This is a genomic window from Pseudomonas sp. S2_E02, assembly GCF_054668355.1.
This window is the reverse complement of the sequence record NZ_CP162761.1, coordinates 4450402-4477182: the sequence shown is the minus strand read 5'-3', so window position 1 is coordinate 4477182 and position 26781 is coordinate 4450402. Positions and strand designations below refer to the sequence as shown.

Genomic DNA, 26781 nt, shown 5'->3' with positions numbered 1-26781 from the left:
ATTTGTGTAACCTTGCAGCCTTGAGGTGTCAGGGATCTGGAAGGTATGCGGTTTATTGTCGGTCTGTTTGCTTTGATGGTGCTTTGTGCTTGCGAGCAGCAGGATGCGCCAGCCCTCGACCAACAACTCTACATCTGGCAACGGCAATGGACGCCGGCCCATGAGACGGCGTTGCGTGACAGCCGCCAAGACTTCTCGACGCTGCGCGTGCTGGCGCTGCAGGCCTTTCCGAACGCGGGATGGAGTCGGGCGCGGATCGATGCGCACTTACTGAAAGCCGAGGGTCGTCCGTTGATTGCGGTGATTCGTCTCGACGGCCAGCTCATGTCGCTGGATCAGGATCAGGTCACCGCGCAGATTCTGCAGGTGCTTGCCGATTGGCAGGCGCAAGGGCTGACGCTGAGCGGTGTCGAAATCGACCACGACGCGGGCAATGCGCGGTTGCCGGCGTATGCTGAATTTCTCAGACATCTGCGCTCGGCCTTACCGACGAATCTGCCCTTGAGCATCACGGCACTACCGGCCTGGCTCGGCAGTGTGCAATTGCCCGAACTTCTGCAAACCGTCGACAGCAGCGTGCTGCAAGTGCATGCCGTCAGCGATCCACGCCGGGGTTTGTTCGATCCTGATCAGGCGTTGAAGTGGGCCAAGGCCTGGGCACGGATTACCGACAAACCTTTTTATCTCGCGCTGCCGGCTTACGGTGTCGCGCTGTTGCCGGATGACGGCGGGGCGCCGGTGGTGGAAAGCGAGGTGCAACTTGAGCGCGGCGGTGAGCGTCAGGAGTTGCTCGCCGATCCGCTGCAGTTGAGCCAACTCGGCAAGACCCTGCGCGAAGACCCGCCGGCGCATCTGGCCGGGCTGATCTGGTTTCGCTTGCCGCTGGCCAATGATCGCCGCGCCTGGAGCCTGACCACCCTGCGCGCGGTGGCCCGGGGTGATCAACTCGTCAGCCAGCTCGGCGTGACGTTCAGCGAACACGACGGTCTCTACGACATCAAACTCGAAAACCCCGGTAACCTCGACAGTGCCTGGCCTGCGCAAATCACCTTGAAGGCGCAAAGCTGTGAAGGCGCCGATGCGCTCGCCGGTTACTCGTTGCAACTAGCCCCGGATCTGCTTACCTTCACCCGCCTGCGCGACGGCCGTTTGCCGGCGGGCGGGCAGCGCGCCATCGGTTGGGCGCGCTGCGCCAATATTGATCAAGGAGGTTCGCATGTTGACCCGTAACTGGCCCCGCCATCTGCTCTGCCTGAGCCTCTGCCTGCCGCTGGGTTCGGCGCTGGCCTGCGGACCGGATTTCCCCATGCGCCTGCTCGACAATCGCGGGCAAACCCTCGCGGATCTGCCTGAGGGCAACTTCAACTTCGAACTCAGTCGCCTCGGCAAAGCCATCGCCGGGCTGAAGAATGTCACCGCGGCAACGCACAATCCGAACGATATGTACGGCGAGGAAAACGCGGCCGCCGAGGCACGGGAGAAGGCCGAGCAGGCCGGACTGAGCGCCGAGCAGCAAGCGTTGGTCAAACAACTGCGTGGCTTGACCGATGCGCGTCAGGTCGAGGTGCAGGGCGCCAGTCTGCCGACGGAAATCCGTTTGTATGTGGCCGGTGCGGTGGCGTTTGCCACAGGCGATCATCAACTCGCGGTCGCGTATTTCAACAAGCTGCTGGCGCTGCCGGCAGATCAGCGTCCGTTGCGCAGCACGTGGGCGGCGTATTCGCTGGGCCGTACCTGGTTTGCGATGAGCAGCGAAGGAGGGGATGGGGTCGAGGCGCTGGAACAATCGCGTGATGCGTTCCGCCAGGCCCGGCAACTGAGCATCGACGGTTTCAGCGATCCGCTGGAGTTGGGTGTTGCCAGCCTCGGTGAAGAGGCGCGGGTGTTGCGCTCGGCAGGCGACTGGAGCGGCGCCATCGAATTGTATGAAGCACAGAATCTGCACGGTTCGGCCGTGGGTTACACCTCGCTCAAGCAATTGATGAATGAACTGGCGGAGTTGCCCGAGGCCGAACTGGCCGAGCTGCTGCAACACAAAGCCGTGCAGCAAATGGTCACGGCATCGCTGGTCAGCCGCCAAGGCTGGTCGTTTGGCGATGAGCCGCCGAACGAGAAGAAACTGGTCAAGCTGCTGCAAAACAGCACCCGTGGCAGCCTCGACAACGCTGATCGTCTGGCGGCAATGAGTTATCAACAGGGTGATTACGCTGGGGCCAAGGCTTTTCTCGAGAACGCCGGCGACGGCGGATTGGCGTGGTGGCTACGGGCGAAACTGGCGGTGCGTGACGGCGATAAAAATGCCGCGGCCGCCGCCTATTCGAAAGCCGCGCAGGCCTTCCCGCAGAGCGAAGACTGGGGTTACCGGCGCACCCCGGACTGGGCGTATGAAGCCGTTCAGCCGAAGTGCCGGGTCGAGGGCGAAAGCGCGATTCTCGCCTTGCAGCGCGGCGAATACCTGCAAGCCTTCGTGCAGTTGTATCGCAGCAACAGCACCTATTGGTTCGACGCTGCGACCGTGGCCGAACGCGTGCTGACGGTCGAGGAATTGAAAAAATACGTCGACGACAACGTCCCGGCGCCGCCGGCGTTGACCCAGCAGGAGCGTGACAACTACGTGCCGCTGCCGGTCGCCGCCAGCCTGCGCAATCTGCTCGGTAGACGCTTGCTGCGTGAAGGGCATTACGCCGACGCGGTGGCTTATTTCGACAATTCCGACCTGCAAAACAAGGCCCGACTCTACGGCGAACAACGGCTGAAGGCTGATGCCGCGTGGTGGCCGACCAAGCGCGCCAGTGCCTTGTACAACGCGGCGTGGACAGCCCGCGAGTGGGGCATGGATATTCTCGGTTACGAGATGGCGCCGGACTACGCCACGTTCGGTGGCAACTACAGCCTGGAAAGTACCGAGCTGAAAGTCGGTCCGCTGGTGAGCGAAGCCGAAGTGCAACGTCAGGTCGCCAGCGAAGCGAAACCGGATCAGCGCTATCACTACCGTTTCGTCGCCACCGCGCTGGCCGGGCGCGCCGCTGACAACCTGCCGCACACCAGTCAGGCGTTTGCCGCAGTGCTGTGCAACGCCGCTGGCTGGAACAGTAGCCTGGAAGATCAGAGCGCGCTGTATCAGCGTTACATCAAGGAAGGTCCGTTTGTCCCGTGGGCGGTGGATTTCGGCAATCAGTGCCCGTACCCGGATTTCGAAAACGCCGACAAGCGTTACGTCACCCAGGTCACGGATGCCGTGCGTTCATCGCTGCGGCCGTACAAGTGGCCGGTGCAGATCGGCGCGGTTGTGCTGGTCGCCGGTGCTGCGTTGCTGTTGATCAGCCGTCGCCAGCGCAAGGTCCGTAAAGGCTAAGCTTGCTGGACGAAGGTCAGGCGCACGGCGAAACCGATCAGCAAGCTGCCGAACAACCATTGTTGTACGCGTTGGGCCGTTGGACTGTGTTGCAGCCAACGACCCAGCGCGGCGCCGGTGAGGGCGTAGGCGCTGTCGAACAGCAGGCCGATACCGACAAGCAGCATGCCCAGCACGGCGAACTGGCTTAGCACCGCCACGCCGTCATTGACGATGAACTGCGGCAGCAACACCGAGCAGAACAGCAGCGCTTTGGGGTTGAGCAGGTTGGTCAGCAAACCGCGTCGGACGGCTTCGCGCCATTGCCCGTGCGCGTCGACAGCTTCACCGGTATTCAGGTTCGGCAGCAGGGTGCTGCGCAGGCATTGAATGCCGATCCACAGCAGATATGCTGCCCCCGCCAATCGCACCACCTCGAATGTCCACGGCGCCGCTTTGAACAGCGCCGCCAGCCCCAACGCCGCAAGGGCCACGTGACAACCACGGGCGATGCCCAGACCGACAGCGGTGGCCAGCGCCGCGCCGCGTCCCTGCCGAGCGCCGGTTTGCAGCAGCAGGATCATGTCCGGGCCGGGCAACAGATAGACCACCGCCAATGCCAGGAAGAACAGCCAGAGACTCGCCATGTTGCAGCCCTTTCGTTGTCGATTCGGTGCGCCAAGTCTAGGCCCGAAAGGTGAGGCAGGTGCTTGCGTAGTCCGCTTCAAAAGCCTGCTGCTTTGGCATAATCTGCTGGTTTTCAACGCCCCGACTATCAGGATCTGCCAACCATGAAACTCGACGCCTTCGACCGCAAGATTCTCGCGGCACTGCAACGCAACGGACGCTTGAGCAATGTCGAGCTGGCGGACGAAATCGGCTTGTCGGCCTCACCGTGTCTGCGCCGGGTGCGGATGCTCGAGGAGGCCGGGGTGATTCGCGGTTATCAGGCCAATCTCGATCGCGATGAAGTCGGGCTGGGACTGACGGTGTTTGTCGGGGTCAAGGTCGAGCGCCACAACGATGCACAGGCCGAGGCGTTTTACACCGCAGTGACGGCATTGCCGGAAGTGATTTCAGCATTTCTGGTGTCGGGGGAGTCGGATTTTTTGCTGCAAGTGGTGGTGCCGGATTTGCGTGCGTATGACCTTTTTCTCAGCGGCTGCCTGTTGAAACTGCCGGGGGTGAGTGACATCCGCAGCAACTTTGCGATTCACACGGTGAAGACGCCGGGGGCGTTGCCGCTGGGGCATCTTCCTGCCTGAGACCGAGTTGTCCCCAATCGCGAGCAGGCTCGCTCCCACATTGATCGCGGTGCTTCTGAACAAACGCGATCAACTGTAGGAGTGAGCCTGCTCGCGATAGCAGACGCCCAGTCACCACATACTTTTTTGCTTACATCTGCGTCGCCATCCCCTCGACATTCATCGCCGCCTGGCGCAACGCCTCTGACCGCGTTGGATGCGGATGGCACGTCAACGCAATGTCCTCAGCCGAAGCACTGAACTCCATCGCCACGCAAAACTCGCCAATCATTTCACTCACGCTCGGACCGACCAGGTGTACGCCGAGGACTTCATCAGTGCGCTCGTCGGCGATGACTTTGGCAAACCCCTCGGTTTCGTGGTTGATCTTCGCCCGGCTGTTGGCGGTGAACGGGAATTTGCCGACCTTGTAGGCGCGTCCTTCAGCCTTGAGCTGTTCTTCGGTCTTGCCGACGCTGGCCAGTTCCGGTTTGGTGTAGATCACGTTGGGGATCAGGTCGTAATTGACCTCGCCGGCCTTGCCATGGATCTGCTCGACGCAAGCCATCGCTTCGTCTTCAGCCTTGTGCGCGAGCATCGGCCCGGAGGTCACATCGCCGATCACCCAGACCCCTGCCGCTTCGGTGCGATGCTGTTTGTTGGCGAGCATGCCGCGTTTGTCGGTGCTCAGGCCGACGTTCTCCAGACCGAGGCCCTGGGTGTACGGGCGACGACCGATAGCGACCAGCACGTAATCGGCTTCCAGCAACTCGGCAGTGCCGCCAGCGGCCGGCTCGACGCTGAGTTGCACACCGTTGGCGGAAGCGGTGGCGCTGGTGACTTTCGAACTCAACTTGAATGCGATGCCCTGTTTGCTCAGCGAGCGTTGCAGGGTTTTGCCGGCCTCGCCATCGACGCCCGGGCAGATGCGGTCGAGGTATTCGACCACGGTGACCTGCGCGCCGAGCCGCCGCCACACCGAGCCCAACTCCAGACCGATCACACCGGCCCCGATCACCACCAGGTGTTTGGGCACTTCACTCAGGGAAAGCGCGCCGGTCGAATCAAGGATACGTTTGTTGTCGATCTCGACACCGGGCAGGGGAGTGGGCTCGGAACCGGTGGCGATGATGATGTCCTTGGCGGTCAGTTCGACTTTGCCGCCCTGATCGTCGGTCACCGTGACCTTGCCGGGGCCGTCGATATGGCCCCAGCCCTTGATCCAGTCGACCTTGTTCTTGCGAAACAGAAATTCGATGCCTTTGGTCAGGCCGGCCACGCTTTCGTCTTTCTGTTTCATCATTTGCACAAGGTTTAGCGTCGGTTTGACCTCGATGCCGAGGTTGGCGAATTCCGCACCCATCGCCGCATCGTAAAGCTCTGATGCATGCAGCAAGGCTTTGGACGGCATGCAACCAACGTTCAGGCAGGTGCCGCCGAGGGTTGCCCGGCCTTCGACGCAAGCGGCCTTGAGCCCCAACTGGCCGGCGCGGATCGCCGCGTTATAACCACCCGGGCCGCCGCCCAGAATCACTACGTCATAGTTGCTCATGTGCTTGCTCCTGATGGATGGATGCAGATCGCTAACGGTAGTTTTGGATAAAAATTACGAACGTAATATGTGCGTTTGCGGACATTTCGGTCAAGGCTTCAGCCAAGCGACAGGTTGGGCATCTTTGAATAAGAGTAATTGTGTACGAATATTTCACGCTTTTCGTTATATCGTAACGATATGCAGTGTGGGCTAATGAATTGGGGTGATATGCAAGTCGATCTGGAGGTGGATGGCACGCACGTGACCGGACTGCCGCGCTTTCAACAGGCGGCCGTGCAGAGCCGGCGTCTGCGCCGCTGGGCGATCGGCTTCGGCGGATTGGCCGGGGCAGGATGGGTGCTGGCGTTCTTTGTCGGGCTGTTTGCCGCGCAATCATTGTGGCTGCCGCTGCTGGTCAATCAGAGCGCCGCGCTGCTGGTGCTGGTTGCCGGGCTGCAATCGGCGTGGTGGGTGACACAGTGGCGCGCACGGGTGATCAATCCTGTGGTGCTGGCGCCGCTTGCTGGGGAGGAACAATCTCCGCCGCAGGGGTGGTATGAGCGGCTGCTGGACCGGTTGAGTGAGCGCAGTTTGCATCTGCTTGGCCAGATCGGTGCGGCGACGCTGTGGTTGGGTGGCTGGGCGCTGCTGGCGGTGCTGAGCATCGAGCAGGTGTGGAACCTGACGTTGCCCGCCGCTGCGGTGGGTTTATCGGCAACGGTGGGCGCGGCGTTGGCATTGTTGCTGGCGTTCGGTCTGCTGGTGCTGGAGCGGCAACTGGCCCAGGAAAACCCGGCGCAATGGCCCGAAGCGGTTTCACTCGCGCAACTGACGCGTGTGGCGATCATCAGCCTGGTGCTAGGCGCACTGTGTTTGTTGTTCGCTGGCGAGAATGCGGTGTGGCCAGTTCGCGTCGCTGTCCTGATCGGTATCTTGCCGGGATTGGTCGCGATCGAGTTGTTATTGCGCGCCGTTCTGTCAGTGTTCAGTCCTCGTCGCGAGCAGCTTGAGCCGCGGCTGCTGGCGCGCAGTTTTGTCGCCGATATGTTGCGCTGGCCGCCACAACCTTTACTCGCGTTGCAGCATGAATTGCACAACCGTTTTGGCATTGATCTGCGCCAGATCTGGGCGTTCAGCTACATGCGCCGTGCTTTTCTACCGGTGCTGGTGCTAGTAGCCGCAGTGGGTTGGTTGCTCACCGGGATCCATGAAATTCCGCTACAGGGACGCGGTATTTATGAGCGCTTCGGCAAACCGGTGCAGGTATTCGGCCCGGGGTTGCACAGCGGCTTACCCTGGCCGCTGGGGCGGGTGCGGATCATCGAAAACGGCGTGGTGCATGAACTGGCCACCAGCGTCGGCGACAACCCGGTCCCGCTGCAAGCCGACCCTGCTGAGGGTCCGGCACCGATGACCGCCAACCGTTTGTGGGACGCCAGCCACGTCAACGACAAATCGCAAGTGATCGCCAGCAGCCGTGGCGATCAGCAGAGCTTTCAGATCGTCAACATGGACGTGCGCTTCGTCTATCGCATCGGCCTCAGCGATCAGGCCGCGCTGGCGGCGACGTATAACAGCGCCGATGTGCCAACGCTGATTCGCAGCACCGCCAGCCGGATTCTGGTGCACGACTTTGCCTCGCGCACGCTGGACGGCTTACTTGGTCAAGACCGGGTAGGGCTGGGCGATGAGATTGGTCGCGCGGTGCAGCGTGATCTGCAAACACTCAACAGTGGCGTGGAGATTCTCGCCACGGTCGTCGAAGCCATTCACCCGCCGGCCGGTGCTGCCAATGCCTATCACAGCGTGCAAGCCGCGCAGATCGGCGCGCAGGCATTGATCTCCCGCGAGCGTGGCGCGGCGGCCGAGGCGAGTAATCAGGCGCAATTGCAGGCCAGCCTGGCTCACGATCAGGCCAGCGCCAATGCTCGGGAAATCAATGCTACTGCGCAGGCGGCGGATCTGAAATTCAGCGCCGAGCAAAAAGCTTACGCCAGTGCCGGCCAGGCTTTCGTGCTGGAGCAATACCTCGGTCAGCTCAGCCAAGGGCTGAGCAAGGCCAAGTTGCTGGTACTCGACCATCGTCTCGGGGGCAGCAGCAATGCGCCGACCATCGACTTGCGGACCTTCACGCTGCCGGCTGACCCGACGCCCGCGCGTACCACCGCTCAACCAGGAGTCGCCCATTGAGCCAGTCGCATACTCACGAACCGCATGATCACAGCGGCCACGATCATGGCAACGGCGGACATCACCATCATCATGGGCATCATCACCATCACCACGGTGCGCCGGAAGAGGCAGGGCCTTTCCCGTGGCGACGCATGAGTTGGGCCCTATTGCTGGTGGCGTTCGCCATCGCGGCGGCAAGCCTGGTGCAAGTGCGCTCGGGCGAGGCCACGGTCATCACGCGTTTTGGTAGCCCTGCGCGGGTGTTGCTTGATCCGGGTTTGAGCTGGCGTTGGCCAGCACCGTTCGAGGCGGCGATTCCGGTCGACTTGCGTTTGCGCACGACGTCCAGTGGCTTGCAGGATGTCGGCACCCGTGACGGCTTGCGCATCATTGTGCAGGCCTACGTCGCGTGGCAGGTGCAGGGCGATGCGGACAATGTGCAGCGTTTCATGCGTGCGGTGCAGAATCAGCCGGACGAAGCGGCGCGGCAGATTCGGACCTTTGTCGGCTCGGCGCTGGAAACCACCGCGAGCAGTTTTGATCTGGCGAATCTGGTGAACACCGATGCCAGTCAGGTGCGTATCGCCGATTTCGAAGCGCAGTTGCGCCAGCAGATCGATCAGCAATTGCTCGCGACGTATGGCGTGCGGGTTGTGCAAGTCGGCATCGAGCGTTTGACCTTGCCGTCGGTGACGCTCACTGCCACGGTCGATCGCATGCGCGCCGAGCGTGAAACAATCGCCACTGAACGCACGGCCATCGGCAAACGTGAGGCCGCGCAAATCCGTTCCGCAGCTGAGCGCGATGCGCGAATTGTGCAGGCTGACGCGACGGTAAAAGCGGCAGAGAACGAAGCGCAGTCTCGTGTCGAAGCGGCGCAGATTTATGGCCGTGCTTACGCCAGCTCACCGCAGCTCTACAATTTGCTGCGCTCGCTGGACACCCTCGGCACCATCGTTACGCCGGACACCAAACTGATTCTGCGTACAGACGCCGCCCCATTTCGAGTATTGGTCGACGGCCCGCCGACACTCGACAGCAAAACCGGATCGCAGCCATGAATGACGAAGTTCCACGTGGAACACATTCGCTGAACAGTCCGTGGATTCAAGCTGGGCGCTTGGCGTTTTTTGCCTTGTACGCGGTGACGATCCTGGCGGCGTTAGTTTGGGTGTTTTCCAATGTGCGGCAAATCGATCCGCAAAATCGCGCAGTGGTTTTGCATTTCGGCGCGCTGGATCGCATCCAGAATGCCGGTCTGCTATTGGCTTGGCCGCAGCCATTCGAACAGGTGATTTTGCTGCCGGCAGCCGATCGGGTGATCGAGCGTCGCGTCGAGAATCTGTTGCGCAGTGATGAGGCGCTGAAGGCCGATCGGGTCGCTTCCTTTGCCACCCCCCTGAGTGATGCGCTGGCCGGATCCGGTTATTTATTGACCGGTGATGCCGGCGTGGTGCAACTGGATGTGCGGGTGTTCTACAAAGTCACTGACCCTTACGACTTCGTGTTGCAGGGCGAGCATGTCTTGCCGGCGCTGGATCGTCTGGTGACGCGCAGCGCGGTCGCGCTGACGGCCGCACGCGATCTGGACACCATTCTGGTCGCTCGACCGGAGTTGATCGGCGCCGACAATCAAGCTGCGGAACGTCGGGAAAAACTGCGTGGCGATCTGGTGCAAGGCATCAACAAACGCTTGGCCGAGTTGAAGGCAGGCGGGCAGGGCATCGGCATCGAAGTGGCGCGGGTGGATGTGCAATCGAGTCTGCCCGATCCGGCGGTCAGTGCTTTCAACGCGGTATTGACCGCTAGTCAGCAGGCCGACAAAGCTGTGGCCAATGCACGCACCGACGCCGAAAAACTCACCCAGACCGCCAATGAACAGGCCGACCGCACGCTACAAGTCGCTCACGCGCAGGCTGGTGAGCGCTTGGCCAAAGCCTCAGCCGACACAGCCACGGTGTTGAGTCTGGCCAACACTACCGACCCGCAAATGCTCCTGCGCCTGTACCGCGAGCGCATGCCGAAAATACTCGGCCAGGCCGGATCGGTGACCACGGTCGACCCGAAAGACGATTCCCGTCTGATCATTCAGGGAGCCAGTAAATGACTGCGACCACCGCCGCACCGAGCCTGTTGTCTTCGGCAGAACAACGCCGTGCTGCACGGCAACTGACCTTGGCCATGCTTGCGCTGGGCCTGCTTGGTCTGGGTCTGATCTGGCGCTGGCAGATGCCCGAGCAAACCGGTGTCAGTCAGTTGCTGCTTGGGTTTGCATCTTTATTGGTTGGCGTGCCGGTAATGCGCTCGGCGTGGTACAGCCTGCGCTATCCGAGCTTGCACGGCATCACCGATCAACTGATTGCCCTGGCTATGCTCGGTGCATGGGCGACTGGTGACTTGCTGACAGCGGCGTTGCTGCCGATCATCATGATCTTCGGCCATGTGCTGGAGGAGCGCAGCGTCATCGGCTCGCAAGAGGCGATCCATGCCCTTGGCCAACTGACGCGCAGCCATGCGCGCAAGGTGCAAGTGGATGGCTCGATCATCGAAGTGGACAACGGCACGTTGAAAGCCGGCGACACCGTTGAAGTGCGCGCCGGTGATCGGATTCCCGCAGATGGTCGAGTGTTATCCGGTCAGGCCAGTCTCGACACTGCATCGATTACCGGTGAATCGGTGCCGGTCGAGGCGGGTGTCGGCATGTCGGTGTTCGGCGGTGCGATCAACCTCGACGGTCTGTTGCGTATTGAAGTGACGCGCACCGGTGGCGAGTCGACGCTGGGCAAGGTCATTGCGTTGATGCAGAACGCCGAGCGCTCGAAACCGCCAATCACCCGGTTGCTCGAACGTTACGCTGGCAGCTATATGGTGCTGGTCTTGCTGCTGGCGGCAGTGACCTGGTTTATCACTCACGATGCGCAAGCGATGCTTGCGGTATTGGTCGCCGCTTGTCCGTGTGCGTTGGTGCTGTCGGCTCCGGCCACGGCGATTGCGGGTGTGGCGGTGGCCGCACGTCACGGCATACTGATCCGCAGTTCGGCGTTCCTTGAAGAACTGGCCGACCTGACTTCGCTGGTGGTCGACAAGACCGGCACCCTGACTTTCGGCACCCTGCGCCTGCAGTCGATCAATAATCCGTGTGCAGATTCGTCCGTGATCATCGCGCTTGCCGCCAGCCTTGGCGCGGCAAGCAGTCATCCGGTCAGTCGTGCGCTCGCAGGGTTGGTCAGTCAGGAAGAATGTTTGGCACTCAGTGATATCCACGAACGTCAGGGCCTCGGCGTGGTGGCCATGACCGCGCAAGGCGAAGCCGCGTTGGGCCGACCGGAGTTGTTCGCGCAACTGGGCATCACCACGACGACGGTTCCCGATCACGACGGTCCGATTGCCGGGTTGGCATTGAACGGTGCATTCCTCGCTTGGTTGTTGCTTGCCGACACGGTTAAACCGGAAGCGCGTTTTGCCCTCGACGAATTGCGCGAGTTGGGTCTTGGCCGGCAATTGCTGCTGACCGGCGATCGCCAAAGCGTGGCGCAATCGCTGGCCAGCGAGGTCGGCTTGCATGAGGTGCAAGCCCAAGCCCTGCCCGAGGACAAACTCAATCACGTACTCAAGGAAATCAACAATGGTTTCCGGCCGATGGTAGTCGGTGACGGTATCAACGATTCCCTCGCACTGAAGGCGGGCGTGGTCGGTGTAGCGATGGGCGCGGGCGGAGCGGACATCGCGCTGGCCTCAGCCGACATCGTGTTGATCGGCAGTGACCTGCGCCGTCTCGGTACATGTGTGCGGCTTAGCCGCCAGTGCCGCAGGACGTTGCAGGTCAATGTGATCATCGGCCTGGGCTGGACGCTGGCCATTGTCGTGTTTGCCGCTTTCGGTTGGCTGGGTGCCGCCGGGGCGATGATCGCCGCGCTGCTGCACAACCTCAGCACGTTGCTGGTCCTCGGGAATGCCGGGCGCTTGCTGCGCTTTCAGGAGCCGTTGCTCAAGCTCAAGAACGATCTTTGAAATTATTTTTCGATCCTCTGTAACGCCGTCGGGGCCGCTCTCTCTAGTGCTATGTCGGGACTGAACAACCTTCCAGCCGACACCCCTGACGATTACCGAGGATAAGAAAAATGACCATCAAGACCGCTGCTGCTGGTGCCGCTCTCGCTTTGGCTGCCGCCACAATGTTTGCCGGTGTTGCCTCCAACGCGATGGCCGCCGATGCCAACGTTCACTGCTACGGCGTGACCGCTTGCAAAGGCCAGAACGACTGCAAAACCAAAGACCACGCCTGTAAAGGCATGGGCGCCTGCAAAGGCCAGGGCTTCAAGGCAATGACTCAGGCGGCGTGCGAAAAAGCCGGTGGCAAGGTCGGCGAATAACTGACCGGCAAGTGTTGCCGCAGTGGTTTGCGCCACTGCGGCCACTTTTTATCAGGAGTCCGCACATGTCCGCCTCTTTTCCTTTTCTGGGTTATGGCCTGGGTTTACGCAGTGCTTATTATCAACAGATCCTTGAGCAGTCGCCGGATGTCGACTGGTTCGAGGTGGTCTCGGAAAACTTCATGGTGCAGGGCGGCAAGGCTCTGTATTACCTCGATGCCTTCGCCGAACGCTATCCGTTGGTGATGCACGGCGTATCGTTGTCCATCGGCGGGCCGCATGCCCTCGATCCTGACTACCTCAAACAACTCAAACAATTGGCCGAACGCGTCCGACCGGCATGGATTTCTGATCACCTGTGCTGGAGCCGCGGCAATGCCCATCAGCTACACGATTTGCTGCCGTTGCCTTACACCGAAGAAAGCCTGGTCCACATTGCTGCTCGGGTGATGCAGGTTCAGGACATTCTGCAGCGCCCGTTGGTGCTGGAAAACGTCTCCAGTTACGTGCGCGGCGCCTCTGACGAATTCACCGAGTGGGAGTTTCTTGCTTTGCTCAGCCATGTGAGCGGCTGCGAATTACTGCTGGATGTGAACAATGTCTACGTCAGTTCACGTAATCATGGCTTCGATCCATGGGACTTCATCAGCAGCCTGCCCGTTGATAAAGTCCGCCAACTGCATCTGGCGGGGCACAGCGATTACGGCGATTACGTGATCGACACCCACGACCATCCGGTGAGCGATCCGGTCTGGGCGCTCTATCAACGCACACTCGAACATTTCGGCCCGGTGGCCACGTTGCTGGAACGCGACGATCATTTTCCGCCCTTCGAAGCGCTGCTTGATGAACTACAAACGGCCCGTCAGCTCGGGAACAAGGTTCTTGCGCGGAGGCAACCATGCTCCTGAAAGACTGGCAACTGGCGTTTGAAGCGTTTCTGCTCGAAGAAGACCCCAACGCGAATCCGACGTTGAGCGAGAGCCTGATCGGTGGCCCGACACTGGATGTCGGCACGGGACTGGCGATCTACCACAATGCTTACAAGGCGCGTTTGCTGGACGTGTTGCGCAATGACTTTCCCACGAGCCTGCACTGGCTGGGCGATGAGGAATTCGACCGCCTCGCAATGGCTTACATCTATCGGTATCCGTCTGCGCACTTCAGCCTGCGCTGGTTGGGTAAAGGCTTCGAAGGCTTCGTCCGCGAGCATCTGGTGCCGGAACAGAGCGCGCCGCTGGCCGAGCTGATTGCGCTCGAATGGGCCTTCACCCTGGCTTTCGATGCACCTGCCGCTGAGCCGCTGACAATTGAGGCCATGGCGGCTTTGGCTCCGGAGGAGTGGCCCGAATTACGCGTCAGAGCGGTGCCGTCCATGCAACGGCTGGAGTGCCGTTTCAACAGCCTATCTTTATGGCGCTCGGTAAAGGAAGAAGCGCAATTCCCTGAAAGCGCGCCGCTCGAAATCCCACAGATCTGTCTGATCTGGCGAAACCAGTTGATCTGCAGTTACCGCAGCCTGGATTCAGCCGAAGCCACAGCTCTCATGGGCATACTCAACGGTGGCTGGAATTTCGCCGAACTGTGCGCCGAGTTAGCAGTCACTTATGGTGAGGGCGCGCCACTTCAAGCGGTTACCTGGTTGAAACAGTGGATACAGGATGGTTTGCTGGAGCGTCTGCAACGATAGACAAGGTTAATCAAATCGATAGCCTGCTATTTTTTCGGGATGGTCTACCCTCAGATCTGACGTCTGAAACAAGGGGGATTTTCCATGCTCGCGCAACTTCCACCGGCCTTACAGAATCTGCAGCTTCCGCTGCGCCTGCGACTCTGGGATGGCCATGAGTTCAATCTGGGGCCGGCGCCCAGCGTCACCATCGTGGTCAAGGACCCGACGATGGTCACCCAGTTTACCCATCCAAGCCTCGACACGCTCGGAGCGGCATTCGTTGAAGGCAAGCTGGAACTGGAGGGCTCGATCAGCGAGGTCATCCGGGTCTGCGACGAATTGAGCAACGCGTTGCTCGGCGAAGATGACGACAGTCAGCCAGTGCGTACCTTGCACGACAAGGAAACCGACGCCAAAGCCATTTCCTACCATTACGACCTGTCGAATGCGTTCTACCAGCTCTGGCTGGACAGCGATATGGCCTACTCCTGCGCGTATTTCGAAACCGGCAGCGAATCCCTCGAGCAGGCGCAACAAGCCAAATTCCGCCACCTTTGCCGCAAGCTGCGTTTGCAGCCGGGTGACTATCTGCTGGATGTCGGTTGCGGCTGGGGTGGGCTGGCCAGGTATGCCGCGCGGGAGTTCGGGGCGAAAGTGTTCGGCATCACCCTGAGCAAGGAACAACTGGAACTGGCCCGCGAACGGGTCAAAGCCGAAGGCCTGGAGGACCAGGTCGAACTGCAATTGCTCGACTATCGCGACCTGCCTCAGGACGGGCGTTTCGACAAGGTAGTCAGCGTCGGCATGTTCGAACACGTTGGCCATGCCAACCTGGCCGAGTACTGCAAAACCCTGTTTGGCGCGGTGAAGGAGGGCGGTCTGGTGATGAACCATGGCATCACCGCCAAGCACACCGACGGCCGCCCGGTGGGACGTGGTGCCGGGGATTTCATTGAGAAATACGTCTTCCCCAACGGCGAATTACCGCACCTGGCGATGATATCGGCCGAGATCAGCGAAGCCGGTCTGGAGATTGTCGACGTCGAAAGCCTGCGCCTGCACTACGCGCGCACGCTGGACCACTGGAGTGAGCGGCTGGAGGACAACCTGGAAGCCGCTGGCAAACTGGTGCCGGATCAAGCGCTGCGTATCTGGCGTCTGTACCTGGCCGGCTGCGCTTATGCGTTTGCGCGCGGCTGGATCAATCTGCACCAGATCCTCGCGGTGAAGGCGCATGCGGATGGCAGCCATGAACTGCCGTGGACGCGCGACGATATCTACAACCCTTAACCGCTAAGCAGTCCTTTTCTTACCGGTGAGGGCTTTCATAGAATCGGTGAAATAAGCCGGGCGATCCGCATGCCGACCTGTTGCAGGCGGTGGATCTCCCGGCTTTCTTCTTTGGCGACCTCGTAGGCTTGCGCGAAATCGGCGCTGAGCATGTTCTCCACGCTGGCGGCGAAGTCACTGTCGACGGTCAGCAGCATCACTTCGAAATTCAGCCGGAACGAACGGTTGTCCAGATTGGCGCTGCCGATCGCGCTGATCTCGCTGTCGATCAACACCACTTTCTGATGCAGGAAACCGGGTTCGTAGCGGAATACCCGTACGCCGGCGCGCACGGCTTCAAAGGCGTAGAGACTGGACGCGGCGTAAACGATGCGGTGATCGGGACGCGACGGCAGCAGCAATCGCACGTCGACGCCACGCAATACGGCCAGCCTCAGTGCGGCGAATACGGCTTCGTCCGGAATGAAATACGGGCTGGTGATCCACACCCGTTCGGTCGCCGCGTGGATCGCTTCGACAAAGAACAACGAGCAGGTTTCGTAGGCATCCGCCGGGCCGCTGGCGAGCAATTGGCAGAGCACGCCGTCATCCGGGTACTCGTCAGGCAGGATCAGTGGCGGCAGTGCGCGCGCAGCCCAGAACCAGTCTTCGGCAAAGGATTCCTGCATGCAGGCGACCACCGGGCCACGTACCTTCACATGCGTATCGCGCCAGGGTGCCAGCGGTGGTTTTTCACCCATGTATTCATCGCCAACGTTATGTCCGCCGACAAACCCGACCACTCCATCGACCACGACGATCTTGCGGTGATTACGGAAGTTGACCTGAAAGCGATTGAGCCAGCCACTGCGTGTGGCGAAGGCTTTGACCTCGACGCCGCCATCACGCAACGTCTGCACATAGCTGTGGGGCAGGGCATGGCTGCCGATGCGGTCGTAAAGCAGATGGATGGATACGCCTTCAGCGGCCTTCTTCAGTAGCAGATCACGCAAACCCTGACCGAGCCTATCATCGTGGATGATGAAAAACTGAATCAGCACGGCTTCTCTGGCTTGATCGATGGCGTGGAAAATCGCCTCGAACGTGGCTGCACCGTTGACCAGTAATTGCACTTCGTTATTCGCCAGACACGGCATGCGTCCGAGTTTGGGCATTGCGCGTAACGAAGCGTAGGCATTCGAGGCACGCGCGGTCAGGGCTTCTTCCACCCACGGACGCCAGTTCAACTCGGAGATGGCCTGACGCATCTGTTCGTTGGCCTGGCGTCGTGCCTGGATGTAACCATCAAAGGTGCTGCGCCCGAACACCAGGTACGGAATTAGCGTGAGATAGGGAATGAAGATCAGCGACAATGCCCAGGCGATCGAGCCTTGAGCCGTGCGCACGGTGAGCACCGCGTGAATTGCGGCGATCAGACCGAGGGTGTGTATCAGGGCGATCAGATAACCGAAAATGTGCGGTCCAAAATAATCCATGGGGCAGCCTTGCTCCGGAAGATTCAATGCTTAACAGACCATGTTCTGCCGCGAATGTCGCTATTTAATTGGGGCATGAACCGAAGCAATCGGCCGACGTCTAACGGCCACTACTGATCAGGAGTTTTTCGATGAACGTTCGTCTGCTGGGTTTGGCGCTGGGCCTGGGTTTGGCATTGCCGGTGGTTGCGCAGGCGCAGATGCTGCAGCCGGGGCTGTGGGAAATGACATCGAGCAACGTCAAGGTCGATGACCAGCCGATGGATGTGCAATCGATCCTCGGCCAGTTGCAAGGCCAGATGACCCCGCAACAGCGTGCTGCGCTGGAGAAGAACGGGATCAATATCGGCGGCAAGGGCATTCGTGCCTGTCTGACGCCGGAGCAGGTGGCGACCAACGATATTCCATTGGCCGACCCGCAATCGGGCTGCAAACAGCAGATTACCGACCGCACGGGCAACCAGTGGAAATTCCGTTTCAGTTGCCCGAAAGCGCAGGGTACCGGGGTGGCGACGTTCCTCAGTGATCGTGAATTCACCACCGTGGCCAACGGCACGTTCAATGCGATCGGGATCAATCAGAAGGGCAGTCTGGAGACTCGCGCGGTTTGGTTGGGTCAGGACTGCGGCGCTGTGAAGCCAAGAGCTTAAAAGCTTCGCGAGCAGGTCGAATCGTCGTACCGTCGCTCCCACCTTTGAAATGCAGTCTAATGTGGGAGCCTGCTCGCGAAAGCGTCTTCGTATTCAGCGCATAAACCTCAGCGCCAGCCCCCGACATCCCTCGTTCACCCGACCCTCCCGCCAGGCAATCTGCCCCGACACCATCGTCGCATTCACCCGATGCCGAAAGCTGCGCCCGGCAAACGGCGTCCATCCGCACTGCGACAGAATGGGTTGCCGATCGACCTCCAGCGTCTGCGCCTCAACCAGCACCAGATCCGCCCAGTAGCCCTCACGTAGATACCCACGATCGGGAATCGCAAAAAGATCCGCGACTCTGTGGCTGGTCTTCGCCACCAGCGTAGTGATTGGCAGCACATCGTCCGCCACTAACTCCAGCAGTGCCGGTAAAGCGTGCTGCACCAATGGTAAACCCGCAGGTGCCTGCGCATAAGGTCGCTGTTTTTCAGCCCAGGTATGCGGTGCATGGTCACTGCCGATCACATCGAGTCGATTGCTGTTCAGTGCCGCGCGTAGTGCATCGCGATCGGATTGGGTTTTGATCGCCGGATTGCATTTGATCAGGTTGCCGAGGTGGGGATAGTCGCGATCATCAAACAGCAAATGGTGCAGGCAAACTTCCGCCGTGATGTGTTTTTGCGCCAGCGGTTTGTCCTCGAACAACGCCACTTCACGCGCCGTGGTCAGGTGCAAAACATGCAGGCGCGTGCCGTGACGTTTCGCCAGATCAACCGCCATTGAAGAAGAGCGATAACAGGTCACGGCATTACGGATCAACGCATGGGCAGCCGGGGGCAAACGATCACCGAACAGCTCATGCAAGTTGGCGGCATTGGCGTTGATGCTGGGCGTGTGCTCGCAGTGAGCCAAGAGGATCGTCGGCACCTCGGCGAACAGTCGCTCGAGGATCTTCGGATCGTCCACCAGCATGTTGCCGGTCGATGCGCCCATGAACACTTTCACCCCGGCGACTTCACACGGATTGAGCGCCGCCACTGTATCGAGGTTGTCCTGGCTCACGCCAAAGTGAAACCCGTAGTTGGCCACGGAGTTGATCGCAGCCCGGCGCTTTTTATCCGCCAACGCTTCGAGGGTGAGAGTGGCCGGGTTTGTATTCGGCATGTCCATAAAACTGGTGATGCCACCGGCGACCGCCGCCCGCGACTCGGTATGAATGCTGCCCTTGGCTGGCGCACCAGGCTCACGAAAATGCACTTGGTCGTCGATCATCCCCGGCAGCAGCCATTGGCCCTTCGCGTCGATTTCCACCTTGGCGTTTTCGCCTTCGATGCTGCGGGCAATCTTGACGATGCGCCCATTGCTGACCAACAGATCGCCGTCGAACTCGCGTCCTTCGTTGACCAGCCTTGCGTTGCGAATCAGCACGCTGCTCATGGTTCAGAACTCGTTCTGCAAGGCTTTGTAGCCGCGCACCAGGTCGACGTTGGTGCGCGCCACGTCTTCGGAAAACTCCGAGGCGCTGATGCTCACCGGTGGAAATTGCGAGAGGTCGGTGTTCGGGCCGATGCGAGTCGTCGAGGGCACATAGAAGGCGTCCGGCAAATCCCGACCGTCGACCACCGAGTTGTGCCGCACCACACAACCGTTGCCGACGACGCAGTTGAACAGGACGCTGTTGAAACCGATGAACACTCGATCGCCGACGACGCAGGGGCCGTGCACGATCGAGCGGTGGGCGATGGAACTGTACTCACCGATGGTCACTGCCGCGCCGGATTTGGAATGGATGACCACGCCGTCCTGGATATTCGAATTGGCGCCGATGATGATCGGCTCCATCTCGCCTGAGGTGTCCACTTCGTCGGCGCGAATGACTGCATAGGGGCCAACGAAGACGTTCTCCCCGATCACCACTTTGCCGCAGATGATCGCGGTTTTATCGACGTAGGCCGACTCGGCAATGTGGGGCAGATCACCTGAAGGATTCTTGCGGATCATGGTTGGCTCAGTGCGTCGTAAAGAGTGTTGAGGTTGTATTCGAACAGACCGGTGAAGGTACTGGCGGGACCGCTGGCAGCGAGGGCATCCGAGTACAGCGTGCCGCCAATGTGCGCGCCGCTTTCGTCAGCGATCTGTTTGAGCAGGCGTGCGTCCTTGATGTTTTCCATGAACACCGCTTTGACGTGGGCCTGGCGAATCTGGGTGATCAGCGCGGCGACTTCGGCAGCCGAGGGGTCGCGTTCGGTGGACAGGCCTTGCGGTGCCATGAAGTCGATACCGTAGGCCTGACCGAGATAACCAAAAGCATCATGGCTGGTAACGATCTTGCGGTTGCCCGGTGGCAGCGCACCGAGTTTGGCTTTGGCTTCGGCGAGCAGGGCGTAGATCTGCTTCAGGTAGGTTTTGCTGTTGCGTTCGTAGTCGGCCTTGTTCGCGGGATCCGCAGCGATCAGTGCTTTGGTGATATTGGCGACGTACAACTCGGCGTTTGCCAGATTGTGCCAGGCATGCGGGTCGGGAACGGTTTCGCCGTCTTCATCCAGCGAGCGTGGAATCACGCCGTGACTGGCACTGATGACCGTGGCTTTGGTCTCGGTGCTGGTCACGAGGCGATCCAGCCACGGCTCGAAACCAAGACCGTTCTTGATGATCAGTTTGGCGCTGAGCAGCGCTTTCGCATCATCCGGTGTCGGCTCGTAAGTGTGCGCATCGGTGTCCGGGCCGACCATATTGGTGATCTGGATATGCTCACCACCGACTTGATGAACCATGTCGGCGAGAATGCTGAAACTAGTGACCACAGGCAGTTTTTCTGCCGCCGACAATGACATCGACAGCATCAGGCTGAACAGCACGAGTAGAGCGCGCATCGGGAAACACCTCATTGGGATGTGAGCAAAGGCGGGCGGCGCAACAGACCGTGCACCGGCCCGAACACCACGGACAACAGATAGCCAAGACCGGCGATCAGCACGATGGCCGGGCCGCTCGGCAACGAGTAGTAGAACGACAGCAGCAAGCCGAACCAGACCGAGAGGCAACCGATGACGGCCGCGATGGCAATCAGGGTCGGCAGCCGGCGGCTCCAGAATCGCGAAGCCGCAGCGGGAAGCATCATCAGGCCGACCACCATCAGCGCGCCGATGGCCTGGAAACCGATCACCAGATTGAGTACGACCAGCGTCAGGAACACGCCATGGGCGAGTGGGCCGAGGCGGCTGACGGTTCTCAAGAACAACGGATCGAGGGTGTCGAGCAGCAGCGGTTTGTAGATCAGCGCCATGGCGATCAGGCTGAATCCCGAAACCCACAACATGCCGATGAGGGTCGGACCATCGACGGCCAGTGCTGAGCCGAACAGCAAGTGCAACAGGTCGAGGCGTTTGCCGGCGATGCCGAGGATGAGTACGCCACTGGCCAGCGAGATCGGATAGATCGCAGCGAGACTGGCGTCTTCGCGCAGGCCCGTGCGACGGGTGATCCAGGCGGCGAGGCCAGCCATGCTCAAACCGGCGCCCAAGCCTCCCAGCGTTAACGCGGGCAGGCTCAGTCCGGCAAACCAGAAACCCAGTGCCGCGCCGGGAAGGATACCGTGGGCCACGGCGTCACCGATCAGGCTCATCCGTCGCAGGATCAAGAACACGCCGAGGGGGGCGGTGCTGCACGCCAATACCAATCCGCCGAGCAGGGCACGGCGCATGAACACGAACTCATTAAATGGTTGCCAGAGGTGGGCGACGGTGAGCATCAGGCCACCTGTGTGTGAGGTGTTTGCTGAATGAGTTCTGCGCTTGCACCAAACACGCAGTCGCGGTTTTTGATCAGCAACGTTTTCGGGATGTGTTGGCGTACGGCGGCGAGGTCGTGACACACGACGACCAGTGTCCGACCTTCGCCGTGCCAGCCGTGGATGTGCTGCCAGAGCAACTGCTGACCGAGTTCATCGAGTGCGGCGTGGGGCTCGTCGAGCAGCAGCACGGGCGCGTCGGTCAGGCTCAGTCTCGCGAGCAGGGCGCGTTGCAGTTCGCCACCGGACAGGGCCATGAGTGGGCGTTGCTCAAGTCCGCTCAGGTGCCAGTTCGCCAGTGCGTCTTTCAGGCGCTGGCTTCGTAGTTGAGTCGAGAGCCTGCGTCCCCAGAAACCGGCGGCGACCAGATCTTCAAGGCTGATGGGGAATTGGCGATCCAGATGCTGTTGCTGGGGCAGAAAGGACAACCCGCTTTGACGTGGGACACTCAGCCCGACATTGCCTGCCAATGGCTTTTGTAGCCCGGCGATAACTTTCAGCAGGCTGCTTTTGCCACAGCCGTTGGCACCGATGATCGCCGTCAGGCTGCCGCTGTCGAGTTCAAGGTCCAGGGGCACGGTCAGTGGTTGGCCGGGTGCACCCCAACTCAGGGATTGGCAGCGGATCATGCTTGCTCACGCTGCCAATGGCTTTCGGCGACGGCGTCGTGAGCGTGCAGACTTTCGGCGTGGATCACTCGCAATTGAAATGCGCTGATACCGGGAGTACGTCGCAGGGCCAGATTCAGACGGCGTGCCGCGTCTTCGCAGAACATCAGGTTCTGCCCGTTGGCGAGGGCGAAGGCTTGTTCGTCTGCGCGTTTCACGGCGGTTTGTACGGCGGTGCCGAGGGCAGCTTCAGCGTCATTGATGATCACGCTAAGAGGAAACTCATCAATGAAGTCGTCGAGGTGAAGGTGCAATTGTGCTGTGCTGCGTTGGCTGTGAGGCGTGGCAAGGATGCCTTGGGTCGAGCCAAGCCATGCCAGAACGTCGGCGTGTTGTAGAGCTTTGTTGGCGAAGTCGGCGATGAATTTCTGCTGGATCAACTGTCGCGCCAAGGCTGCTGAGCAAGGGCAAGTTGAGGAGTAGGGCACTTCGATTTTGAGTTCCACGTGGAACACTTCATTTATCAGGCTGGCGAAAATGCTCGCGGGATAAGACTTCCAGCCGGCCAATGGGCTGATCAGCGCTGACCTCTTTAGCAGCAAATCGGTGTGGATATTCAGGTAGGCGCGGGTGGATAGACCTTCGTGGCTTTGCAGGAAATCCTTGAGCACCTGATGCAGTAACGCTGGGGACAGGTTCTTCTGTTCGAGTGCTTCCAAGGCCAGATACAGCCGCGACATGTGAATGCCACGCGCCTCGCCATCATCAAGACTGACACCCGCATCAGCCTTGGCGCTCAAGCGCTGACCCTCTAACAAAACAGGTAACGCAATGCCGCGCATGCCCACCCATTCGAGTGGCAAAGTTTGGCGTGCGGCCTGCGCGGCGATATCCGGAAGTGTCATCGAATTCATGTTCGGGACCGTCGTGTTGATTGAATTGAATGTTACATTATAACAATTCAAATCACGATGCCTTTTTCATGAACAGGCTTTCATATGCACAGACGCCACTTGCTTAATCTGATCCTGGCCAGCGCGGCCCTCGCTCTCCCTTTCAGTGTTTCAGCTACGCAAATTCGTAATGCGCGCCTATGGCGCTCGGATGAAAAGCTACGATTGGTGTTCGATCTAAGCGGCCCGGTGCGCTATAAAACCTTCACGCTAACGGCCCCGGAACGTCTGATAATTGATGTGTCCAGTGCGAGCGTAGGCGCAGATTTCCGTCAGCTCGCGCTAAATGGAACGGTGATTCGTTCGATTCGCTCCGGGCCTTTTGGTCACGGTGACACGCGGATTGTTCTGGATCTGAGCAATCGGGTGCTGTTGAACAGCTTCCTTTTGGCGCCGCAGGACGGCCAGGGCCATCGCTTGGTTCTGGATCTGGTTAGCGCCAAATCAACGCCAAATACGCCAATGGTTCCACGTGAAACACCTGCGCTGAAAGCGCATCCCAGACGCGACATCATTGTTGTCGTTGACCCTGGGCACGGCGGAAAGGATCCCGGTGCTGTCGGTGCCAAGGGCGAAAGGGAAAAGGATGTGGTGCTTGCCATTGCGCAACTGCTCGCCAAACGCCTGAAAAAAGAGAGGGGCTTCAATGTAAAACTGGTGCGCAATGACGACTTTTTCGTGCCGTTGCGCAAACGCGTGGAGATCGCGCGTCAGCATAAGGCGGACATGTTTATCTCAGTGCATGCCGATGCAGCGCCGCGTCTGACTGCTTCCGGCGCGTCGGTCTATTGCCTGTCTGAGGGCGGTGCGACATCGGCGACGGCGCGCTTCATGGCGCAGCGGGAGAACGGTGCGGATCTGCTCGGCGCCACCAGTCTGCTCAACCTGAAAGATAAGGATCCGATGCTGGCGGGGGTGATTCTCGACATGTCGATGAACGCGACGATCGCTGCCAGTCTGCAGTTGGGCAGCACGGTACTTGGCAGTCTGGCCGGCATCACTACGCTGCATCAGAAGCGTGTGGAGCAGGCAGGATTCGCGGTCCTGAAATCGCCAGACGTACCTTCAATTCTGGTGGAGACAGGCTTCATTTCCAATGCGCGAGACAGTCAACGGCTGGTTACTGCGCGACATCAGCAGGCCGTGGCCAACGGTTTGTTTGAAGGATTGCAGCGTTATTTTGCAAAGAATCCGCCCATCGACAGCTACCTTGCCTGGCAGCAGGCGCAGAAAAACACCCAGGTTTAACAGCCGGTAATGCGGCTGCAGGTGAATTTTGCGCTGCTGCCGCCCGAGCTGGAGAAACGATTGATGGTCGTCCAGCCGACACGTCGGGTGTAACCAACCCAGGCTTCGCCGTCAGAGGCGATCCCGGTGAAAAACGTCAATTGCCCGAAACGGCTGTTGGTCTGCGCCCAATAACGTTGGCCATTCTTCTCAAAACCGCGCAGATAAAGGGTGTTGCCTACGGTATTGACGCTATAAGCGTTGCCATCGGCGTCGACACAAGCCAGCAGGTTGGCGCTGCGTGTGCAGCTGGCGAGTGCCGGCAATTGCCCGCAGGCATTGCCGCCCAGCAACAACCCAAGGCTCAACATCGAGCATTTCAGCGCATTTCTCATGGCGATTTCCGGGTGCGGGATTGGCGAAGCTTCCTGTTGTTTGTCGATCAAGACAAGAGAAGGCTGGTTTCTTTTTATTGTTATAATATAACATTGATTCGAATTAAGCCTGGGCAGCCCGATTTCAAGGCGTTGGTTTTCTACGTAATCCACCCGTGGGAAGCGCAAAAACGCCATGCGCCAGTAAAAGCGCCAATTGGCTGCCTTCTGAAGAGGATTATCCAATGTCAGCAGAATTGCCCGTCACCGTACTTTCAGGATTTCTCGGCGCCGGAAAAAGTACACTTTTGAATTACGTACTACGTAATCGAGAGGGGTTGCGCGTGGCTGTTATCGTTAATGATATGAGCGAGATCAACATTGATGGCAGCGAAGTCCAGCGTGATGTCAGCCTGAACCGCGCCGAAGAAAAAATAGTCGAAATGAGTAACGGCTGCATCTGCTGTACGTTACGCGAAGACCTGCTGGAAGAAGTCAGCAAGCTGGCCCGTGAAAATCGCTTCGATTACCTGCTGATCGAGTCCACCGGGATTTCCGAGCCACTGCCCGTGGCAGAGACGTTTACCTTCCGCGATGAGCACGGCCAGAGTCTCTCCGACATCGCGCGTCTGGACACCATGGTCACTGTAGTCGACGGTGTGAACTTCCTGCCGGACTACCAGGCAGCGGAAAGCCTCGCGTCCCGTGGCGAGATCCTTGGCGAAGAAGACGAACGCTCCATCACCGATCTGTTGATCGAACAGATCGAGTTCGCCGACGTGTTGTTGATCAGCAAGATCGACTTGATCAGCCAGTGCGAGCGTGAGGAGTTGATCGCGATCCTCCAGCGTCTCAACGCCCAAGCGGAAATCATCCCGATGGTGATGGGTGAGGTGCCGCTGGAGAAAATCCTCAACACCGGGCGTTTCGACTTCGAGAGAGCCGCACAGGCACCGGGTTGGTTGCAGGAATTACGCGGCGAACACGTGCCGGAAACCGATGAGTACGGCATCGCCTCCACAGCCTATCGCGCCCGCCGACCCTTTCACCCGCAACGGTTTTTCAGCTTTATCGATCGTCCTTGGCTGAACGGGAAATTGCTGCGCTCCAAAGGCTTCTTCTGGCTCGCGAGCAAACCCACCGACGCCGGCAGTTGGTCGCAAGCCGGTGGTTTGATGCGCCACGGTTTTGCCGGGCGCTGGTGGCGTTTCGTGCCAAAGGAGCAGTGGCCACAAGATCAGGAAAGCACCGCTGCCATCATGGAAAACTGGCTGTCGAGCGTAGGAGACTGCCGCCAGGAGCTGGTGTTTATCGGTCAAAATATTGATTTCCTACAGCTCTCAGCCGAACTGGATGCCTGCCTGCTCAACGATGAAGAAATGGCGCTCGGTGTCGAAGGCTGGCAATTGTTGCCCGATCCGTTCGGCCCTTGGCACGAAGAGGCTGCCTGATGCTCGCGCTAAAGCTGCTGCAGAACCGTACGCGCCATCAGCATCAAGGTCCGACACCGAAAGCGTTGACGCGAATCCTCGAAGACGACACCAACCTCGCCGTCTGGCAACGCCAACTGCCGTTGCACATCAGCGAGTTCGCTCACCTGCTGCTGTCGCTCAATGAGCCCTTGGCGGAATCGTTGTGCCTTGAGTTGCCGGATGAGGACGCCGAGCCTGATCTCACCGATGTGGCATCAGGCTTCCGTGATCTGGAAGGCTACGAGGGCTTTATCGCCGACCTGAAATGGCTGGTCAGCGCATTTGCCTGCTTACTGGGGGCAAAGCGCGTGGGCCTGCGCCTGCGGGTATTGGATAAAGCCATGTGTCCACGCTTCCATGTCGATCACGTGCCGGTGCGACTGATCACGACTTATGCGGGTGTTGGCAGCCAATGGCTCAAGGAAGGTGCGATGGATCGCCGTCAGCTGGGGCAGGCCAACGCCGAGCCCCACGTGCAAATCCAGCAACTCAACAGCGGCGACGTGGCGCTGTTGAAAGGCGAGAAATGGCACGGCAATGAAGGCTTTGGCCTGATCCACCGCTCGCCACACCCGGACGCGGGGCAGCGCCGTCTGATACTGACCCTCGACTGGCTCGGCTGACG

General features: G+C 59.9%; 25 protein-coding genes. 15 read left to right on the top strand and 10 right to left on the bottom strand.

What is annotated here, in order from left to right; all coding sequences use genetic code 11:
- Positions 1-45 precede the first annotated feature (45 nt).
- The gene (locus AB4O01_RS20185; RefSeq protein WP_460089339.1) at positions 46-1230 is read left to right on the top strand and encodes a DUF3142 domain-containing protein; all 1185 of its coding nucleotides are present in this window, start codon (positions 46-48) and stop codon (positions 1228-1230) included.
- Positions 1217-3355, top strand: coding sequence for a hypothetical protein (locus AB4O01_RS20180; protein ID WP_320336100.1), 2139 nt, complete (start codon positions 1217-1219; stop codon positions 3353-3355). The genes AB4O01_RS20185 and AB4O01_RS20180 overlap by 14 nt, the downstream gene beginning before the upstream one ends.
- Here AB4O01_RS20180 and AB4O01_RS20175 read toward each other — a convergent pair.
- Positions 3352-3981, bottom strand: coding sequence for a LysE family translocator (locus AB4O01_RS20175; protein ID WP_093429574.1), 630 nt, complete (start codon positions 3979-3981; stop codon positions 3352-3354). The two genes, AB4O01_RS20180 and AB4O01_RS20175, sit on opposite strands and share 4 nt — an antisense overlap.
- A 144-nt stretch (positions 3982-4125) precedes the next feature.
- Between AB4O01_RS20175 and AB4O01_RS20170 the strand changes: the two genes are divergently transcribed.
- A complete protein-coding gene (locus tag AB4O01_RS20170) occupies positions 4126-4599 on the top strand; it encodes an Lrp/AsnC family transcriptional regulator (RefSeq protein WP_099757580.1) in 474 nt (157 codons plus the stop codon).
- A 130-nt stretch (positions 4600-4729) separates the two neighbouring features.
- Here the strand turns inward: AB4O01_RS20170 and lpdA are convergent, their stop codons facing one another.
- On the bottom strand, positions 4730-6130 hold the full coding sequence (lpdA, locus tag AB4O01_RS20165) for a dihydrolipoyl dehydrogenase (protein WP_116254194.1): 1401 nt from the start codon (positions 6128-6130) through the stop codon (positions 4730-4732).
- A 210-nt stretch (positions 6131-6340) separates the two neighbouring features.
- On the opposite strand from lpdA, the gene hflK (AB4O01_RS20160) reads away from it, so the two are divergent.
- The 8 genes from hflK (AB4O01_RS20160) to cfaB all read left to right on the top strand — a co-directional run bounded on the left by hflK (AB4O01_RS20160) (position 6341) and on the right by cfaB (position 15619).
- A complete protein-coding gene (hflK, locus tag AB4O01_RS20160; protein ID WP_460089337.1) occupies positions 6341-8302 on the top strand; it encodes a protease modulator HflK in 1962 nt (653 codons plus the stop codon).
- A complete protein-coding gene (hflC, locus tag AB4O01_RS20155; protein ID WP_460089335.1) occupies positions 8299-9345 on the top strand; it encodes a protease modulator HflC in 1047 nt (348 codons plus the stop codon). Before hflK (AB4O01_RS20160) ends, hflC begins: the two co-directional genes overlap by 4 nt.
- The gene (hflK, locus tag AB4O01_RS20150) at positions 9342-10391 is read left to right on the top strand and encodes a protease modulator HflK (protein WP_093429579.1); all 1050 of its coding nucleotides are present in this window, start codon (positions 9342-9344) and stop codon (positions 10389-10391) included. The genes hflC and hflK (AB4O01_RS20150) overlap by 4 nt, the downstream gene beginning before the upstream one ends.
- A complete protein-coding gene (locus AB4O01_RS20145; RefSeq protein WP_095049604.1) occupies positions 10388-12295 on the top strand; it encodes a heavy metal translocating P-type ATPase in 1908 nt (635 codons plus the stop codon). The genes hflK (AB4O01_RS20150) and AB4O01_RS20145 overlap by 4 nt, the downstream gene beginning before the upstream one ends.
- Before the next feature lie 110 nt (positions 12296-12405).
- Positions 12406-12657, top strand: coding sequence for a BufA2 family periplasmic bufferin-type metallophore (bufA2, locus tag AB4O01_RS20140; RefSeq protein WP_093429581.1), 252 nt, complete (start codon positions 12406-12408; stop codon positions 12655-12657).
- 65 nt (positions 12658-12722) lie between these two features.
- Positions 12723-13568: an MNIO family bufferin maturase gene (gene bufB / locus AB4O01_RS20135; protein WP_093429582.1), complete on the top strand. Its 846-nt coding sequence runs from the start codon at positions 12723-12725 to the stop codon at positions 13566-13568.
- Positions 13559-14347, top strand: a complete 789-nt coding sequence (locus tag AB4O01_RS20130) for an HvfC/BufC family peptide modification chaperone (protein ID WP_460089333.1) — start codon at positions 13559-13561, stop codon at positions 14345-14347. Before bufB ends, AB4O01_RS20130 begins: the two co-directional genes overlap by 10 nt.
- An 84-nt stretch (positions 14348-14431) precedes the next feature.
- Complete coding sequence (gene cfaB, locus AB4O01_RS20125; RefSeq protein WP_116254199.1) at positions 14432-15619, top strand: C17 cyclopropane fatty acid synthase CfaB; 1188 nt, start codon at positions 14432-14434, stop codon at positions 15617-15619.
- 35 nt (positions 15620-15654) lie between these two features.
- Here the strand turns inward: cfaB and cls are convergent, their stop codons facing one another.
- Positions 15655-17094, bottom strand: a complete 1440-nt coding sequence (gene cls, locus AB4O01_RS20120) for a cardiolipin synthase (protein ID WP_194935720.1) — start codon at positions 17092-17094, stop codon at positions 15655-15657.
- Positions 17095-17225: 131 nt separating this feature from the next.
- Between cls and AB4O01_RS20115 the strand changes: the two genes are divergently transcribed.
- A complete protein-coding gene (locus AB4O01_RS20115; RefSeq protein ID WP_034152149.1) occupies positions 17226-17744 on the top strand; it encodes a DUF3617 domain-containing protein in 519 nt (172 codons plus the stop codon).
- Between the two features lie 93 nt (positions 17745-17837).
- Here the strand turns inward: AB4O01_RS20115 and AB4O01_RS20110 are convergent, their stop codons facing one another.
- The 6 genes from AB4O01_RS20110 to folE2 are packed head-to-tail and all read right to left on the bottom strand — an operon-like array spanning position 17838 to position 23044.
- Positions 17838-19169 carry a dihydroorotase gene (locus AB4O01_RS20110; RefSeq protein WP_460089331.1) on the bottom strand — a complete coding sequence of 444 codons (1332 nt, stop codon included), beginning with the start codon at positions 19167-19169 and terminating at the stop codon, positions 17838-17840.
- A 3-nt stretch (positions 19170-19172) separates the two neighbouring features.
- Entirely contained in the window at positions 19173-19733 is a 561-nt protein-coding gene (locus AB4O01_RS20105) for a gamma carbonic anhydrase family protein (RefSeq protein WP_460089329.1), read from the bottom strand.
- Positions 19730-20605 carry a metal ABC transporter substrate-binding protein gene (locus tag AB4O01_RS20100; RefSeq protein WP_099757570.1) on the bottom strand — a complete coding sequence of 292 codons (876 nt, stop codon included), beginning with the start codon at positions 20603-20605 and terminating at the stop codon, positions 19730-19732. Before AB4O01_RS20100 ends, AB4O01_RS20105 begins: the two co-directional genes overlap by 4 nt.
- An 11-nt stretch (positions 20606-20616) precedes the next feature.
- Positions 20617-21483, bottom strand: a complete 867-nt coding sequence (locus AB4O01_RS20095; RefSeq protein WP_099757569.1) for a metal ABC transporter permease — start codon at positions 21481-21483, stop codon at positions 20617-20619.
- Positions 21483-22151 carry a metal ABC transporter ATP-binding protein gene (locus AB4O01_RS20090; protein ID WP_093429590.1) on the bottom strand — a complete coding sequence of 223 codons (669 nt, stop codon included), beginning with the start codon at positions 22149-22151 and terminating at the stop codon, positions 21483-21485. Before AB4O01_RS20090 ends, AB4O01_RS20095 begins: the two co-directional genes overlap by 1 nt.
- Entirely contained in the window at positions 22148-23044 is an 897-nt protein-coding gene (gene folE2, locus AB4O01_RS20085) for a GTP cyclohydrolase FolE2 (protein WP_414927215.1), read from the bottom strand. Before folE2 ends, AB4O01_RS20090 begins: the two co-directional genes overlap by 4 nt.
- A gap of 84 nt (positions 23045-23128) precedes the next feature.
- On the opposite strand from folE2, the gene AB4O01_RS20080 reads away from it, so the two are divergent.
- Positions 23129-24331 carry an N-acetylmuramoyl-L-alanine amidase gene (locus AB4O01_RS20080; RefSeq protein ID WP_460089327.1) on the top strand — a complete coding sequence of 401 codons (1203 nt, stop codon included), beginning with the start codon at positions 23129-23131 and terminating at the stop codon, positions 24329-24331.
- On the opposite strand, the gene AB4O01_RS20075 is transcribed toward AB4O01_RS20080, so the two are convergent.
- A complete protein-coding gene (locus tag AB4O01_RS20075) occupies positions 24328-24705 on the bottom strand; it encodes a glutamine synthetase (protein WP_460089325.1) in 378 nt (125 codons plus the stop codon). The genes AB4O01_RS20080 and AB4O01_RS20075 overlap by 4 nt on opposite strands.
- Before the next feature lie 224 nt (positions 24706-24929).
- On the opposite strand from AB4O01_RS20075, the gene zigA reads away from it, so the two are divergent.
- Both zigA and AB4O01_RS20065 read left to right on the top strand, forming a co-directional pair.
- Positions 24930-26135 (top strand): zinc metallochaperone GTPase ZigA, encoded by a 1206-nt coding sequence (zigA, locus tag AB4O01_RS20070; protein ID WP_099757564.1) that lies wholly within the window; start codon positions 24930-24932, stop codon positions 26133-26135.
- Positions 26135-26779 (top strand): DUF1826 domain-containing protein, encoded by a 645-nt coding sequence (locus tag AB4O01_RS20065; RefSeq protein WP_460089323.1) that lies wholly within the window; start codon positions 26135-26137, stop codon positions 26777-26779. The genes zigA and AB4O01_RS20065 overlap by 1 nt, the downstream gene beginning before the upstream one ends.
- Positions 26780-26781: the final 2 nt, after the last annotated feature.